Origin of the sequence: Dyella thiooxydans (genome assembly GCF_001641285.1) — a bacterium.
Taxonomy (GTDB): Bacteria; Pseudomonadota; Gammaproteobacteria; order Xanthomonadales; family Rhodanobacteraceae; genus Dyella_A; species Dyella_A thiooxydans.
The window spans coordinates 351,028-367,175 of the sequence record NZ_CP014841.1; the positions used below are offsets into that span (position 1 = coordinate 351,028).

Consider the following 16,148-nt stretch of genomic DNA (forward strand, 5'->3'; position numbering starts at 1 on the left):
TGCCGATGGGTCGATTCAATCGGTGGTGCCGCCTTCGTAGCGGACGGCAACCACGGCAAAGCGGGTTTCGCCGCCGGGCAGCGTGGCGGAGAACTCGTCGTCCACGCGCTTCTTCATCGCCGCGCGGGCCAGCGGTGAGTCGATGCTGATCCAGCCGAGTTTCGCGTCGGTCTCGTCCGGTCCGACGATGCGGTAGCGCAGGATCTCGCCGCTGTCGACGTTCTCCAGTTCGATCGTGGCGCCGAAGAACACCGCGTCGCGGTCGGCCGGCGCGCCCTCGGCCACCTTCAGCGAAGGGATGCGCTTGCTGAGATAGCGCGCGCGGCGGTCGATCTCGCCGAGCTGCTTCTTGCGGTAGGTGTACTCGGCGTTTTCCGAGCGATCGCCCTCGGCGGCGGCGGCGGCCAGCGCCTTGACCACTTCGGGGCGCAGGGTGTGCCAGAGGTGGTCGAGTTCGGCCTTCAGGCGCTCGAAGCCGGCGCGCGTGATGATGGCCGTCGACGACGGCGAAGGGGGGCGCCAACGGCTCATGCGCGGGTTCCGGAATGCAGTTGCTGGATGCGGGCGAGCAGCTCGCCGTGCTGCGGGTGGTCGGTCCAGGCGCTGGCGATGCGCCCGAGCAGTACGGCGGCCTCCATCGCCTGGCCCTCGGCTTCGAGTTCGCGCGCCGCGAGCAGGGCGACGGTGGGCGCGCGCCCGTCGCGCGGCCAGCGTGCCAGCCAGCCGCGACAGAGCTTGAGCGCCATCCGGCGCATGCCGCTGCGCGAGGCAGTCTCGGCCAGCGCGCCGGCATTGCCGGGATCGTCCGGCAGAAAGTCGGGGTCGATCGTCATGCAGTCCTGCACCATGCCCAGCGCCTTGCGCGGTTCGTTGTTCGCCATCAGTGCGGCGATGCGGATCTGTCCGTGCACCAGCAGCGCGTCGTTGAGCCGCTGGCGGCGCAGCAGGTCGCGGTAGGCCTGGTGCAGTTCGGCCGGTGCCTCGCGGTCCTGCAGGCGGGGGACCAGCAGCCGCGTCGCCGCCATCGGATCGTTCGTGGCCAGTTCGCGGACTTGGTCGAGCAGCCGCTGGTCGTCGTGGCCGCCCAGTGCCTCGGTGATCACTTCGGCCTCCGGCGTCAGGCCGAAATGTTCGTGCCGACGGTGGATCATCGCGCCCATCAGGTGGAAGCCGAGCACGATCAGGTAGGTGCAGGCGAACGCGAACAGCGGCAGCGACAGCAGGCGCGGCAGCCGTGCACTGACCAGCGAGGCCAGTACCGCCAGGATGCCCACAGCCACGTTGATGCCGACCGGCAGCAGATAGGTCCAGCCGAAGCGTCGGATGATCTCGCCCCAGTGCAGCGGATTGAGCGCCAGCGGCAGGCTGCCGTCGAAGGCCAGTGCCATGTCGATCGCCGGCAGTACCAGCGCCACGGCCAGCAGGGTGGGCCAGAACAGCCCGGGCGAGTACAGCGGGACTGCCACACAGGCGACGGCCGCCAGCACGTGCACGGCGGTCAGCCCCCACGCCGCGCGGTCGCTGTCGCCCAACCCGACGTCCGGCGGGTCGGCGAAGCCGTTCGCGGTATGCAGCATGCACTCGGCGGCATAGCGCCAGGTGGCGCCCCACACCAGCAGGCTGGCTGCCGTGCCGAGGAACAGCGGCAGCAGGCCGAGGTAGTGGACCAGCGCCAGGCCGACCAGGGTGGGTAGGGCCGCGCCGCGCAACGGATAACCGAGCCCCGTGGCGAAGCGCTCGCCCAGCGGCGTGGCCGGGTCGACCGTGCGGATACGGACGTGCGCTGGCTTCAACGCTTGCCGCCGAAAATGCCGCCCAGCACGCCGCGCAGGATCTGCCGGCCCAGCTGGTTGCCCATGGTGCGCACGGCCGACTTGCCCAGCGCCTCGATCATGCCCTGGCGGCGCTTGGTGCCGAACAGCGCATCGTGCACCGCCTCGCCCCAGGCCGAGCCGGGCGTGCCGGCGGTGGACGGGGCGCTGGTGGCGACCTGGTCGGCATCGGCAGCCTTGTCCTGGGCGCGGGCGGCGAGCTTTTCGGCGGCCGATTCACGGTTCACCGGGGTGTCGTACTTCCCGCCCACTGGCGAGCGCATGCGCACGGTCTGGCGTTCTTCGGCGGTGATCGCGCCGATGCGGCAGCACGGCGTGGTCACCAGCACCTGTTCGACCGGCGCCGGTACGCCGCCGCTTCCAAGGGTGGAGGCCAGCGCCTCGCCTACGCCGAGCTGGGTGATCGCCTGCACCACGTCCAGCTTCGGGTTGGCGACGAAGGTTTCGGCGGCAGCCTTCACCGCTTTCTGGTCGCGTGGGGTGAAGGCACGCAGCGCATGCTGCACCCGGTTGCCGAGCTGGCCGAGGATCTCGCCCGGCACGTCGTCCGGATTCTGCGAACAGAAATACACGCCCACGCCCTTGGAGCGGATCAGTCGCACTACTTGCTCCACGCGCTGGCGCAGGGCGGGCGGGCAGTCGTCGAACAGCAGATGCGCCTCGTCGAAGAAGAACACCAGCTTGGGCTGGTCCAGATCGCCCACTTCCGGAAGCTGCTCGAACAGCTCCGACAGCAGCCACAGCAGGAAGGTGGAGTAGAGCCTGGGCTTCATGATCAGCTGGTCGGCGGCCAGCACGTTGATCACGCCGCGACCGCTCATGTCCTGGCGGATCAGGTCGGTGAGGTCCAGCGCCGGCTCGCCGAAGAACTGGTCGGCGCCGTCCTGCTCCAGTTTGAGCAGGGCGCGCTGGATCGCGGCGATGCTGGTCGGGCTGATCAGCCCATACTGGGCGGAAATGGTCTTGGCGTTCTCGCTGGCGAAGCCGAGCATGCTGCGCAGGTCGGCCAGGTCGAGCAGCAGCAGGCCCTGGTCGTCGGCCACCTTGAACACCACTTCGAGCACGCCCTGCTGGGTATCGTTGAGCTCCAGCACGCGGCCGAGCAGGGTGGGCCCCATCTCGCTGATGGTGGCGCGCACGGGGTGGCCGAGCTTGCCGTACAGGTCCCAGAACACCACCGGGTTGGCCTGCGGCTTCCAGTCGGTGAGCCGGAGTTTCTCCAGCCGGGCCTTGAGCTTGTCGCCCGGTTCGCCGGCGGCCATCGCCAGGCCGGCGAGGTCGCCCTTGGCGTCGGCCAGGAAACAGGGCACGCCAAGCCGGGAGAAGCCCTCGGCCAGCACCATCAGCGAGACCGACTTCCCGGTGCCGGTGGCGCCAGCGATCATGCCGTGCCGGTTGCCGTAGCGCGGGTCGAGGCTGACGCCGGTCGTGTCGTTGCGGCCGATCAGGATCTGGCTCATGGGTTCTCGCTCCCTGGGAATGGGCCGATTCTACCCAGCGTGAGCGGCTTCATTGAGTCAGCGGGCACACACGGCTACTGTGGCGGTTTCGTCCTTGCCGATCTGCCTCATGTCCGTGCGTGTCCCGTTGTTACGTTCGCTGTCGTTCGCTGTCGCTGTTTCGCTGGCCGGTTGCGCCAGCGCCCCGGACAAGGCACCGGCATCTCCCTCGCTCAATGCGCTTTACAGTCAGTTGGACACGGCCAGCCAGGGCTACGAGAACGCGCTGCGCCAGGCCCGGGCGGGCGACGAGGCCGGCTCGGAGAAGACCCTCGCCGCCGCGCTCGACCAGCTGAAGCAGGCGGCAGCCGGTTGCGATGTCGCGAGCGGCTGCGATCCCCAGCGGTTCTACGCCGTCTATGACCGCCTGCTGCGGCTGAAGGACGGCAGCGACATCGGGGTCGACGGGCTGGATACCGCAGGCGAGTCGGGTGGGCCGGACGGCCTGGCGACCGGAGCGGCCAGCCTGCCGCAGGCGCGCCGCTCGGTGACGCTGCTGCACGGCCAGAAGCTGTCCGAACTGATCGCGATGAACGGTCCGGTCAAGGCGGCGCTGGAGATGTGGCTGACCCAGTGGCGCCCGAACCTGATGGATGCCTGGGTCAATTACCAGTACATGCGCTTCGAGATGTGGCCGCAATACCAGAAGGCCGACCTGCCGGAAGCGCTGCTGTTCGGCATCATGGCCAAGGAATCCGGCGGCAAGGTGCATGCGGTATCGCGCTCGGGCGCGGCCGGGCCGCTGCAGTTCATGTACTCCACCGGGCTGCGTTTCGGGCTGGGCACGGACAACGGCTTCGACACGCGCTTCGACCCGAAGCAGGCGGCGCGCGCCAACGCCGAGTATCTCAACGAGCAGCTCGGTGCCTTCAACAACAACCTCGAACTCACCCTGGCCGCCTACAACGCGGGCGAGGGTCGCATGCGCCGCATCGCCGGCGATCGGCCCGGAGTGAGCTTCTACGATCCGTCGGTGTACGACGAGCTGTCGCAGGAGACCCGCGACTACGTGCCGGCGGTGTTGGCTGCAGCCTGGCTGTTCCTGCACCCGGACAGCTACAACCTGCATTTCCCGAAGGTGGATGGCCGGCCGGGGCAGGTGGTGCTCAAGCGTCCGGCATCGCTGTCGGAGCTGACCGTCTGCCTGGGCAATACGGCGAACCTGCCGGGCGGCTGGTTCCGCACCCTGCGCAACCTCAACCCGCGGATGGATCCCGAGGCGGAGCAGCCGGCGGGCACAGCGCTGGCTTTGCCCAAGGCGCTGGAGCGGGCCTACGCGGCGCGCTGTGTGGACGGCCCGTGGCCGATCCTCGCCAGCGACCTGCACGATGCGGTGGTGCCCAAGCCGGCGGTCGACCCCTCACCGGCAAAGCAGCAGCGCCACGGCCCCACGCGGCATTACCGCGTGCGCTCGGGAGACACGCTGATCGGCATCGTGCACCGGATGCGCTGTTCCAGCGTGCGGGACGTGGTGGAGGCGAACGAGCTGCACGGTCACCGGATCAAGCCCGGGCAGGTATTGCAGATCCCGGACTGCCGGCGCCGCTGAGGTTCAGGCCGCGGCAGCCTCGCCGGTCCAGCCGTGGCCCGTGTCGCCAGCGGGTGCTGTCTGGCGCATCTCCTTCAGCTCGCGCAACTGGCGCATCAGCTGGCGATAGACGGCCTGCAGGCCGCCGAGCTGGGCGTCCTTGGTCTCGTGATAGGCCACGGCCAGCCACAGTGCGATGCCGCGGATGGCGATCTCGACGTTTTCCGAGCGCGCCCGCGTGTAGCCGATCTCGGTGCCCTGGCCCCATGGCAGGTAGCGTTCCTCCGGCGGAGTGCCGTAGAGGTGCGGGAAATCGCAGCGGGTGGCCTGGCCGATCTCGCGCAGGGCGAGCGTGCCCAGGCGCATGCGGTTGTGCCGCGACAGTCCCTGGATGGCCTGCTGGATGTCACGCAGCTGGCGATTGAGCTGGCGGGCGCGGTTCAGGGCGATGAGCTGGGTGAGCAGGCGCATGGGACTCTCGGGCACGGCGGCAGCGTGTTCATACGCTGTACACGAGAATACTCGGGCTCGCGTCAGTTTTGTACGGTCGTGGTCACAAACTGCCGCGCATGGTCACGAATATGTGCGCCAGCTGCCGTTTTGCGTCACCCGTGCCCGAGGCGCTGGCCCACCTTCACGGGCTGCTGGGAGGTGAGCGGGTCCCATTCGGCCGTGCCCGGGGGGAGCAGCAGGATCACCGTCGAGCCCATGTTGAAGCGCCCCATCTCGGCAAAGCGCTCGAGCCGGATGTCCTGTCCGGAGAAGGACTTGCGGCGGATATCCGAGGCATAGGGAGGGATCACCAGTCCGTCCCAGACGGTGGAGACGGAGGAGACCAGCACCGCTCCGACCATCACCACGGCGAACGGGCCGTGCTCGCCGTCGAAGTGGCAGACCAGTCGTTCGTTGCGGGCAAACAGGCGTGGGATCGCCTCCACCGCGAACGGCGCCACGCTGAAGATGCGGCCGGGGATGTGCACGGTCTCGCGCAGGGTGCCGGTCAGCGGCATGTGCACGCGGTGATAGTCGCGTGGGGACAGGTAGACGGTGACGAAGCGGCCGTTGCGGTACGGCTTGGCCGAGTCGTCGTCGCCCAGTAGTTCGGCGGCGGTGAACGACTGCCCCTTGGCCTGGAAGATGCGGCCGTCCTCGATCGCGCCGGCCTGGCTGATGCGGCCGTCGGCCGGGCACAGCACCGTGGCGGGGTCCGGGTCGGGCTGGCGCGCGCCGGGCTTCAGCACACGGGTGAAGAAGGCGTTGAAGTGCTCGTAGGCGCGCGGGTCCGGCTGCGCCGCCTCGGCCATGTCGACCTGGTAGTTGCGCACGATGGTGCCGATCAGCCAGTCCTTCCACGGGCGGAAAGTCCAGCGGGTGGCCCAGTAGACCACCCGCGACAAGGCGCGGTGCGGCAGGATGTACTGCAGGAATACCTTGAAAGTCATCCGGCCAGTATAGAGGCCGGGCACCTATAATGGCCGGCTCGCCCATGCTGCCCGGAATGCGCCATGACCGCCGAACTGTCCACCATCATCGACTTCATCCGCTACGGCGCCAGCCGCTTCTCGGCGGCCGGGCTGACCTTCGGTCACAGCCACGACAACCCGATCGACGAGGCCACCCATCTGGTGCTCGCCGCGCTGCACCTGCCGCCTGACCTGCCGCCGGCCTACGGTGCGGGCAAGCTGGTGGCCGAGGAGCGCGAGCGCGTGCTCGGCCTGATCGAGCGCCGCGTCAACGAGCGCGTGCCGGTGGCCTATCTGGTGGGCGAGGCCTGGTTCGCCGGGCTGAAGTTCAAGAGCGATCGCCGCGCGCTGGTGCCGCGCTCGCCGATCGCCGAGCTGATCGAGTCCGGGTTCGCGCCGTGGCTGGATCATCGCCACGTGGAGCGTGCGCTGGACGTGTGCACCGGTTCGGGCTGCATCGGCATTGCCATGGCCGAGTACAACCCCGACTGGCAGGTCGACATCGTCGACATAAGCCTGGAAGCGCTGTCGCTGGCGCGCGAGAACATCGTGTTCCAGCACGTGGAAGGGCGGGTCGAGGCGATCCAGTCCGACCTGTTCGCCGGCCTGGCCGGGCGGCGCTACGACCTGATCGTCTCCAACCCGCCCTACGTCACCGAGGACGAGTACGCCGCGCTGCCAGGCGAGTACAGCCACGAGCCGAAGCTTGGGCTGACCTCGGGCGAGGACGGGCTGGACCTGTGCCTGCGCATGCTCGACGAGGCCGCCGATTACCTCACCGAGGACGGTCTGCTGATCGTCGAGGTGGGCGAGAGCGAGCGGGCGCTGGCCGAGCTGCTGCCGCAGGTGCCGTTCGTGTGGATCGAGTTCAAGGTCGGCGCGATGGGCGTGTTCGCGCTGGAGCGCCGCGACCTGATCGAGCACGCCGAAGCGATCCGCGCCGTGGCCCAGGCCCGTCGCTGACCGGTTTGCGGGCGGCCGCCAGGGCCGCCGGCTGTGGCAAGATGCAGTGCAACATGAGGCCGGGCGACCCGGCCCTTGCACCTTCTTTCCAGCGGTAGCGCCCGTGTCCAGCAACTCCTTCGGCAAGCTCTTCACCGTCACCACCTTCGGCGAAAGCCACGGCCCGGCCATCGGCTGCGTCGTGGATGGCTGCCCGCCCGGGCTCGCGATCGCCCCGGAGGACTTCCGCGCGGATCTGGAGCGTCGCGCCACCGGCCGTACCCGGCACACTTCGCAGCGACGCGAGGACGACGACATCGAGATCCTGTCCGGGGTCTACGAGGGGCGCACTACCGGCACGCCAATCGCGCTGCTGATCCGCAACACCGACCAGCGCAGCAAGGACTACGGCAACATCGTCGAGACCTTCCGCCCCGGTCACGCCGACTACACCTACTGGCAGAAATACGGCATCCGCGATCCGCGCGGTGGCGGACGCTCCTCGGCGCGCGAGACCACCATGCGCGTGGCGGCAGGCGTGATCGCCAGGAAATGGCTGGGCGAGCGGCACGGCGTGCGCGTGCGAGGCTACCTGTCCCAGCTGGGCGGGATCGTGCCGGCCGCCATCGATCTGGACGTGGTCGAGCAGAACCCGTTCTTCTGGCCGGACGCCGCCCAGGTGCCGGAGCTGGAGGCCTACATGGATGCGCTGCGCAAGTCCGGCGACTCGGTGGGGGCGCGGGTCACCGCGATCGCCGAGGGTGTGCCGCCGGGCTGGGGCGAGCCGATCTACGGCAAGCTCGATGGCGAGCTGGCCGCGGCGATGATGTCGATCAACGCGGTGAAGGGTGTGGAGATCGGTGACGGCTTCGCCGCCGTCTCCCAGCGCGGCACGCAGCATCGCGACGAAATTCGTTTGGACGGCTTTACGTCCAATCATGCCGGTGGCATCCTCGGCGGAATCAGTACCGGTCAGCCGGTGGTCGTCTCGGTGGCCTTCAAGCCGACCTCCAGCATCCTCGTCCCCGGGGCCAGCGTGAACCTTGCCGGCGAGCCGGTGGAGGTGGTGACCAAGGGGCGCCACGATCCCTGTGTCGGGATCCGCGCCACGCCCATCGTCGAGGCCATGCTGGCCCTGGTGCTGATGGATCAGGCCCTGCGCCACCGTGCCCAGTGCGGCGATGTCGGCACGGTGCTTCCCCGCATTCCCTGAGCGGCTGCGCGCCATGCGCGCCGCTCCTCGATCAGGCTTCCGGCATGAGCAAACGTCTCAAGGTGTGGGTGTCGCGGCCACTGTTCGCCGACGTGCTGGCGCGGCTCGAGCAGTACGTGGACATCGACGCCGAGGCGGTGGAGCGGGTCCATGACGCGCAGGAGCTGAAGCAGCGCCTGGCCGCGGTGGATGGCGCGATCATCGGCCTGGCCGACCGGGTCGATGCCGCGACGCTCGCCGGTAATCATCGCCTCAAGGTGATCTCGAATCTCGCCGTGGGCTACAACAACCTCGATGTCGAGGCGCTGACGAAGGCCGGCGTGCTCGCCTGCAATACGCCGGAAGTGCTCAACGAGACCACCGCCGACTATGCCTGGGCGTTGTTGCTGGCGGCTGCCCGAAGGGTCGGTGCCGCCGAGCGCTGGCTGCGCGCGGGGCGGTGGCGTGGCGCGATGCGCTTCGACGACTGGCTCGGCGTGGACCTGCACGGCAAGACGCTCGGCATACTCGGTATGGGCCGGATCGGACAGGCGATCGCGCGCCGCGCCGGCGGCTTCGACATGCGCGTGCTGTACCACAACCGGAGCCGCCTGCCGGAGCTGGTCGAGCATGGATGCGCGGCGCACTGGGTGGATAAAGCTTCGCTGTTGCGGGAGTCGGACCACCTGGTGCTGGTGCTGCCGTACACCGCGGAGAACCATCACATCATCGGTGCCGCCGAGCTGGCGTCGATGAAGCAGGGCAGCGTGCTGGTGAACATCGCCCGCGGCGGTCTGGTCGACGAGGCCGCGCTGGCGGCGGCGTTGCGCGAGGGACGGCTGGCCGCGGCAGGCCTGGACGTGTTCGAGGACGAGCCTGTGGTCCATCCGGACCTGCTGGCGCTCGAGCAGGTGGTGCTCAGCCCGCACCTGGGCAGCGCCAGCGCCGATACCCGCCGCAACATGGCCGGGCTGGCCGTGGACAATGTGCTGGCTGGCCTGGGTGTGGGCCCCGGGGCTGGCCGGCCGCCGGCACCGATCAACCCCCGCGTGCTGGCGATGAGGGAGCGTGGCGGTAAAGCGTGACCCGTTTCACGGCCGCGCAGTTGGTGCATTTGAGTTGCGTTCCGCCCCGGCTAGATTCCCGCGAATGCGGGAACGTCATTGGCCCGGCGGCCTTTTAGGACTTTCCTGGCAGACAGACCAATCATGAGCAAGAAGAGCAGTTACAAGGTGGCGATGGTCGGTGCGACCGGCGCGGTGGGCGAAACCCTGCTGTCGATCCTGGCCGAGCGGGATTTCCCGGTGAGCGAGCTGGTGCCGCTGGCGAGCGAACGCTCGGCCGGAGGCCAGGTCGAGTTCGCCGGCAAGAAAGTCACCGTGCAGAACCTGGCCGACTATGACTTCGCCGGCGTCGACATCGCCTTCTTCTCGGCGGGTGGCTCGGTCAGCCGCGAGCATGCACCGCGCGCCGCGGCGGCCGGCGCGGTGGTGATCGACAACACCTCGGAGTTCCGTTACCAGGACGACATCCCGCTGGTGGTCAGCGAGGTCAATCCGCACGCCATCGCCGATTACACCGTGCGCAACATCATCGCCAACCCGAACTGCTCGACCATGGGCATGCTGGTGGCGCTGGCGCCGATCCACCGGGCGGTGGGCATCGAGCGGATCAACGTGGCGACCTACCAGTCGGTGTCCGGCGCCGGCCGCTCGGGCCTGGAGGAGCTGGGCAGGCAGACCGCGGCCCTGCTCAACTTCCAGGACGTGGAGCCGGGCAAGTTCCCCAAGCAGATCGCGTTCAACGTGATCCCGCACATCGACGAGTTCCAGGCCAACGGCTACACCAAGGAAGAGATGAAGATGGTCTGGGAGACGCGCAAGATCCTCGAGGACGCGTCGATCCAGGTAAACCCGACCGCGGTGCGCGTGCCGGTGTTCTTCGGCCACTCCGAGGCCGTGCACATCGAGACCCGCGACAAGATCACCGCCGAGCAGGCGCGGGCGCTGCTGGAGCAGGCCGAGGGCGTGGTGGTGATCGACGAGCGCAAGGCCGGCGGCTACCCGACCCCGGTGGGCGACGCGGCCGGCAAGGATCCGGTCTACGTCGGCCGCATCCGCGAGGACATCTCGCACGAGCACGGACTGGACCTGTGGGTCGTGTCCGACAACATCCGCAAGGGCGCAGCGCTCAATGCCGTTCAGGTGGCCGAGCTGCTGGTCCGGGACTATCTGTAAGAGGGTGGATCGATGATGCGTCCGGGTCCGATGTTTTCGCTGGTCTTCGGCGGCCTGCTGTCCGCGGGAGTGGCGGCGGCCTCGGGCGTATCGCCGCCGCATGATGCGGGGAAGGCCAGTCTGGCCAAGGCCCATCAGGCAGAGGCCAGCCATGCTGCCGAGGTCGCCCGGCTGAAGCACCGGGTGGCCGAGCAGGAGGCGCGCAGCCGCCAGGCGAGCCAGCGGCTGCGCGAGCAGGACCAGGCGCTGGAACGCCTGCATCGCGAGCTCAAGGCGGCCGGAGTGTCCGATGACGCGGTCGCCACCGGCCCCTGATCGGGCACAATAATGAGAAGCTGGCGCAGAAACATCGTGCAAGTGGTCGCCGCGCCTATTGTTGATTGGCTGGCATATAACTAAAGTGGCGCGTCATTCAGGCGGTAGTCGCAGCTTGCGGCCACCGGGTTAAGCGTCACGGGGAGTCCGGGGGAAACGCGATGAATCGTTCGTTGAAACTGTCTTTGATGCTGGCGCTGGCGCTGGGGAGCAGCCAGGCGGCAGCGCTCGAGCTGGGCCAGATCCAGGTGAAATCGGCGCTGGGACAGCCGCTGGTGGCGGAAATCCCGGTGACGCCCGAGGGGGCGGGGGATCTGCGCAATCTCAGCGCCAAGCTGGCTTCGGACGCGGATTTCATGCGCGCCGGCATTACCGACGGCCGGACCTCGGTTCCGCTGAGTTTCGCCATCGTCAATGGCCCGCACGGCACCAAGCTGATCCGTATCACCAGTACCGAGGCGATCAACGATCCCTACCTCGATCTGCTGGTCGAGGTGGACAACGCCTCCGGCAAGAGCCTGCGCGAATACACCATCCTGCTCGATCCGCCGGGCATGGCATCGGCCCCGCCGGCCACCCGCGCCCCGGCGCCGTCCCGCAAGGCGCCGTCCCGGGCTGCCGCGCCTGCTCCCGCTGCCGCGCCGCAGGTGGCTGCGAACGGTCAGATCGGTCCGGTACAGAGCGGACAGACGCTGTCGGCCATCGCCGCCAAGGTGCGGCCGGACGGTGTCGACCTGAACCAGATGCTGCTGGCGTTGAAGCAGTCCAATCCGGACGCGTTCTATCGCGACAACATCAACGCGCTCAAGCGCGGCGCCGTGTTGCGCGTGCCCAGCGCCGAGGAGGCCCGCGCCACCTCGATCGCCGCGGCGATGGCCGAAGTGCGTCGGCAGAACAGCGACTGGCGCGCGGGCACCGTCTCTGCGCCGACCAACGTGGCCGACGCCGGCACCCGGGCTTCGGCTTCGAGCTCGCCGACGGCGCCTGCGACCAAGGCCAGCGACCATCTCGAGTTGCTACCGTCCGCCAAGGGCAGCAAGGGTGCCAGCGCTGGCGGCGGCAAGGCCGCCGACCTGCGTCGGGATCTGCAGCAGAGCCAGGAGAGCGTGGCCAACCTGCAGCAGCAGAGTGCCGATCTCCGCTCGCGCCTGAAGGATCTGGAAGACATCAACGGCAAGAACCAGCGTCTGCTGGCACTCAAGGACAGCGAGATCGCCGAGTTGCAGCGCAAGCTGGCCGAAGCCCGCAATGGCGCCCCGGCGAGTGAGCCGGTCGCCGCCCCGGCTCCGGCGCCCATGTCCGCGCCTGCGACCATGGCCAGTGTCGCCAAGCCGGCTCAGGCGACGGCGCCGCTGCAGCCGGCTTCGGCATCGACGGCCCCTGCTGGCAGCGCAGCTCCGGTGTCGGCATCCACCGCCGGCGCTCCCGCTTCCGCCGCGAGCGTGCCGTCCGCAGCCAGGCCGCAGGCGAGCGCGCCGGTCGCCAAGCCCGTGGAGAAGCCGGCAACAAAGCCCGTGCCGGCGAAGGTTGCGCCCAGGCCCGTGGCGACCGAAGAGCCCTGGTACATGCAGACCTGGGCGTGGGCGTGGGCGGCCGGTGGCGGTGCCATCGTGCTGCTGCTGCTCCTCCTCCTGCGCGGCCGGCGCAGCAAGGCTCCGGCCAAGAGCACGTCCTCGCTGGCCGACCGCTTCGGCTCGGTGCCTCCGCTGGATGACAGCGGCAGCAGCGATCCCGACCAGGACGAGCTGCTCGATCAGCTTGCCGAGCACCCCGATGACATCAGCCTGCACCTGGAGCTGGTCAGCCTGTACTACCACCGTCGTGACGTGGAGCATTTCGAGGCTGCCGCGGAGGCGATGTACGCACACATCAGCGATCCGCAGCAGTCCGAATGGCAGGACGTGGCGGCGATGGGCGAGGATCTGGTGCCGGGCCACCCGCTGTTCGCCGGTGTGGACACATCTGTGCCCGAGTCCGAGCGCGCCCCGCTGGGCGGCTTCAACCTCGACGAGCCGGCCGAAGACCTGCACGAGGGCGCCCCGGTACCGCCGCCGATGCCGTCCGGCCCGTCCAAGATCAGCGAGTACCACTTCGACTTCAACCTCACTCCCCGCCCCGGTGCGCAGGTCGATGCCGGGCACCACGAGGAGCCGGGCGAGCAGGCTGAAGAGCATCCGCTCGGCACCATGGACGAGAGCCTGTCGCTGGATTCGCTCGCCAATGAACCGGCAGCGGCTCCGGCCGGCGAGGCGGACGAACTGCCGGCATGGCAGCCGTCCGAGGGCGGTGGCGACTTCGAGATGGGCGAGTTCAGCGACGATCCGATCGACACCAAGCTCGACCTGGCCCGCGCCTACCTCGACATGGGCGACGCCGATGGCGCCCGCGCCATGCTGGAGGAAGTGCTGGCCGAGGGCACGCAGATGCAGCGCGATACCGCGCGACGCCTGCTCGACGGCATCGCCTGACCGGTTCGCCCGCGTGACCCGAGCCCGGATCGACCCTGCGTCGGTCCGGGCTTTTTCTTGCCGGCTGCTATGCTCGGCGCCCGTTTGACCGCAGCTTCCCTCCCGCATGCGCATTGCCCTGGGCATCGAATACGACGGCACCGACTTCTCCGGCTGGCAGCGGCTGAGCCATCGGGACAGCGTGCAGGGCGCGCTGGAGAAGGCGCTGTCGTTCGTTGCCGCGCAGCCGGTCGACGTGACCTGCGCAGGTCGCACCGATGCCGGGGTGCATGGCCGTTGCCAGGTGGTGCATTTCGATACCGACGTCCGACGCGATCCGCGCGGCTGGGTGCTGGGGGCCTGTTCCAACCTGCCGACCTCGGTGGCGGTGCTGTGGGCGCAGGAGGTTTCCGACGAATTCCACGCCCGCTTTTCCGCGCGCAGCCGGCGCTACTGCTACCGCATCCTCAACCGGCCGGTGCGGGCGGCGCTGGATGCGCGCTACGTGACCTGGGAGCGCCATCCGCTCGACGCCGCGCGCATGCACGAGGCCGCGCAGGCGCTGGTCGGCGAGCACGATTTCACCGCCTTCCGCGCGATCGCCTGCCAGGCCGCCCACGCGCGGCGCGAGGTGCTCGCCGTGTCGGTACGTCGCGAGGACGAGCAGGTGATCGTGGAGATCGAGGCCAACGCCTTCCTGCACCACATGGTGCGCAACATCGTCGGTTCGCTGCTGCCGATCGGCCGCGGTGAACAGCCCATCGATTGGATGGGTGAGCTGTTGGCCGGCCGCAACCGCGAGGTCGCCGGTCCGACCGCGCCGTCGTCGGGACTCACATTCATCGGTCCACGCTACGAGGCGCTTTGGGGCCTGCCGGCGGAGGTGAGCCAGTGAGGCGGACACGGATCAAGTGCTGCGGGATGACCCGCGTCGAGGACGCACGGCTCGCCGCCGAGCTCGGCGCCGATGCGATCGGCGTGGTGATCACCGCGCGCAGCAAGCGCCGGGTCGAGCTGGCGCAGGCACGGGCGATCGTCGCCGCGATGCCGCCGTTCGTGACCACCGTGGCGCTGCTGATGGACGACAGCGCCGAGACCGTGCGCGCGGTGATCGAGCAGGTGCAGCCGGATCTGCTGCAGTTCCATGGCAACGAGAGCGACGCGTGGTGCGCGCAGTTCGGGCGTCCGTACCTGAAGGCCGTCGCCATGGGCGAGGGCGCCGCGGCACTGCCGCGCCTGCGTGACTACCCGCGTGCATCCGGCCTGTTGCTCGACGGCCACGGCCTGGGCGAGCCCGGCGGCAGCGGCAAGGCGTTCGACTGGTCGCTGATGCCGGCCGACCTGCCGCAGCCGCTGCTGCTGGCCGGCGGCCTGCACGCGGGCAATGTCGGCGAGGCGATCCGCGTGGCTCGGCCGTGGGCGGTGGACGTGGCCAGCGGCATCGAGGCCTCGCCCGGCATCAAGGATCCGCAGCGGCTGAAGGACTTCATCGCGGCGGTGCGCGCCGTGGACCGAGGAGGGGCAGCGTCATGAGTCATGTTTCCAGCACGGCGCCGGCACCGGCCGCGATGGAGGAAGTCCGGGTCGATGCGGATCATCCGTTCGATCCAGGCATCCTGCTCGGCCGGGAACGTCCGCTGGCGATCCGCGGGCTGGTGCGCGACTGGCCGATCGTGAAGCTCGCGCTGCAGTCGGACACCGCCTTCGCGCAACGCCTGGCCGAGCTGGACAACGGCGCCGACGTCAGCACCCTGATGGTGGCACCGGAAGCCGACGGCATCGTCGGCTATTCGGCGGATCTGGGCCAGATGAACTACCAGCACTTCAAGGTGCCGGTCACCCTGGGTCTGCAGCGGCTGGCCAGCTACAGCCGGCGAGAGCACGCGCCGGCGCTGGTGATCCAGAGCGCGCGCGTGCGCGACTGCCTGCCCGGGCTGCTGGAAGACCATCGCCTGCCGTTTCTCGATCCTGCGGTGGAGCCGCGCCTGTGGGTGGGCAACAAGGCCACCACGCCCACCCATTTCGACTCGATGCGCAACATCGCCTGCGTGCTGTGCGGCGCGCGGCGCTTCACCCTGTTTCCGCCGGAACAACTGCCCAACCTCTACATCGGTCCGCTGGACTTCGCGCCGACCGGCGCGGCGATCAGCATGGCGCGGCTGGACCGTCCCGACGATCCGCGCTACCCGCGACTGAAACAGGCGCTGGCCTCGGCGCAGGTGGCCGAGCTGCACCCTGGCGACGCGATCTACATCCCGTCGCTGTGGTGGCACAACGTGGAGTCGCTGCAACGGCTCAATGCCCTGATGAACTACTGGTGGAACTCGACGGACGCGCCTGGCTACAACTCCGGCCACGGGCGCGCCGCACTGTTCCATTGCCTGCTGGCTTTCCGCGAACTGCCGGCGGCGGAACGCGAACAGTGGCGCCGGATGCTGGACTACTACGTATTCGGCGATGAAGACGTCGCGGCGCACATTCCCGAGCAGCGGCGTGGCGTGTTGGGGCCACAGACACCAGAGATCGTGGAGAAGCTGAAGGAAGGCGCGCGGCAGAATCTGTAAGCCCGGGCGTCATGCAGCCGCCTTGCGGTCCCGGTGTGCGGGAACCTTGCCGCGAGTGTTCGCCGGAGGCCCGGGTTTCTCCCTGATGGCTTGCGATTGGTGGACCGGATTCGCGCCACCGGGAAAGCG

Annotated in this window: 15 protein-coding genes; 10 read left to right on the forward strand and 5 right to left on the reverse strand. The window is 69.1% G+C overall.

Translation table 11 applies throughout. The features are described from left to right. Positions 1-15: 15 nt before the first annotated feature. The 3 genes from greB to ATSB10_RS01545 are packed head-to-tail and all read right to left on the reverse strand — an operon-like array spanning position 16 to position 3,292. Complete coding sequence (gene greB, locus ATSB10_RS01535) at positions 16-531, reverse strand: transcription elongation factor GreB (protein ID WP_063670112.1); 516 nt, start codon at positions 529-531, stop codon at positions 16-18. After that, on the reverse strand, positions 528-1,793 hold the full coding sequence (locus ATSB10_RS01540; protein WP_083966034.1) for a hypothetical protein: 1,266 nt from the start codon (positions 1,791-1,793) through the stop codon (positions 528-530). Before ATSB10_RS01540 ends, greB begins: the two co-directional genes overlap by 4 nt. Beyond that, positions 1,790-3,292, reverse strand: a complete 1,503-nt coding sequence (locus tag ATSB10_RS01545; protein ID WP_063670113.1) for a helicase HerA-like domain-containing protein — start codon at positions 3,290-3,292, stop codon at positions 1,790-1,792. The genes ATSB10_RS01540 and ATSB10_RS01545 overlap by 4 nt, the downstream gene beginning before the upstream one ends. A gap of 109 nt (positions 3,293-3,401) precedes the next feature. Here ATSB10_RS01545 and ATSB10_RS01550 point away from each other — a divergent pair, with 109 nt between their 5' ends. Then, on the forward strand, positions 3,402-4,880 hold the full coding sequence (locus ATSB10_RS01550) for a transglycosylase SLT domain-containing protein (RefSeq protein ID WP_063670114.1): 1,479 nt from the start codon (positions 3,402-3,404) through the stop codon (positions 4,878-4,880). 3 nt (positions 4,881-4,883) lie between these two features. Here ATSB10_RS01550 and ATSB10_RS01555 read toward each other — a convergent pair whose 3' ends face one another. Together ATSB10_RS01555 and asd are read right to left on the reverse strand one after the other, a co-directional pair. Beyond that, complete coding sequence (locus ATSB10_RS01555; protein WP_063670115.1) at positions 4,884-5,330, reverse strand: hypothetical protein; 447 nt, start codon at positions 5,328-5,330, stop codon at positions 4,884-4,886. A gap of 134 nt (positions 5,331-5,464) precedes the next feature. Continuing rightward, positions 5,465-6,301 (reverse strand): archaetidylserine decarboxylase, encoded by an 837-nt coding sequence (gene asd, locus ATSB10_RS01560; RefSeq protein ID WP_063670116.1) that lies wholly within the window; start codon positions 6,299-6,301, stop codon positions 5,465-5,467. A 63-nt stretch (positions 6,302-6,364) separates the two neighbouring features. On the opposite strand from asd, the gene prmB reads away from it, so the two are divergent. The 9 genes from prmB (at position 6,365) to ATSB10_RS01605 (ending at position 16,019) form a co-directional block, all read left to right on the forward strand. Continuing rightward, positions 6,365-7,285 carry a 50S ribosomal protein L3 N(5)-glutamine methyltransferase gene (gene prmB, locus ATSB10_RS01565; RefSeq protein ID WP_063670117.1) on the forward strand — a complete coding sequence of 307 codons (921 nt, stop codon included), beginning with the start codon at positions 6,365-6,367 and terminating at the stop codon, positions 7,283-7,285. 103 nt (positions 7,286-7,388) lie between these two features. Next, positions 7,389-8,477, forward strand: coding sequence for a chorismate synthase (gene aroC, locus ATSB10_RS01570; protein WP_063670118.1), 1,089 nt, complete (start codon positions 7,389-7,391; stop codon positions 8,475-8,477). 44 nt (positions 8,478-8,521) lie between these two features. Continuing rightward, entirely contained in the window at positions 8,522-9,541 is a 1,020-nt protein-coding gene (locus ATSB10_RS01575; protein ID WP_083966035.1) for a 2-hydroxyacid dehydrogenase, read from the forward strand. Between the two features lie 123 nt (positions 9,542-9,664). Beyond that, positions 9,665-10,693, forward strand: coding sequence for an aspartate-semialdehyde dehydrogenase (locus ATSB10_RS01580; RefSeq protein WP_063670119.1), 1,029 nt, complete (start codon positions 9,665-9,667; stop codon positions 10,691-10,693). A 12-nt stretch (positions 10,694-10,705) separates the two neighbouring features. After that, complete coding sequence (locus ATSB10_RS01585) at positions 10,706-11,008, forward strand: hypothetical protein (RefSeq protein WP_157468976.1); 303 nt, start codon at positions 10,706-10,708, stop codon at positions 11,006-11,008. 173 nt (positions 11,009-11,181) lie between these two features. Further along, entirely contained in the window at positions 11,182-13,476 is a 2,295-nt protein-coding gene (locus tag ATSB10_RS01590) for a motility hub landmark protein FimV (RefSeq protein WP_236886469.1), read from the forward strand. 106 nt (positions 13,477-13,582) lie between these two features. After that, the gene (gene truA / locus ATSB10_RS01595) at positions 13,583-14,350 is read left to right on the forward strand and encodes a tRNA pseudouridine(38-40) synthase TruA (RefSeq protein ID WP_063670122.1); all 768 of its coding nucleotides are present in this window, start codon (positions 13,583-13,585) and stop codon (positions 14,348-14,350) included. Between the two features lie 26 nt (positions 14,351-14,376). Then, on the forward strand, positions 14,377-14,988 hold the full coding sequence (locus ATSB10_RS01600) for a phosphoribosylanthranilate isomerase (protein WP_063670123.1): 612 nt from the start codon (positions 14,377-14,379) through the stop codon (positions 14,986-14,988). After that, positions 14,985-16,019 carry a cupin-like domain-containing protein gene (locus ATSB10_RS01605; RefSeq protein ID WP_063670124.1) on the forward strand — a complete coding sequence of 345 codons (1,035 nt, stop codon included), beginning with the start codon at positions 14,985-14,987 and terminating at the stop codon, positions 16,017-16,019. Before ATSB10_RS01600 ends, ATSB10_RS01605 begins: the two co-directional genes overlap by 4 nt. Positions 16,020-16,148: the final 129 nt, after the last annotated feature.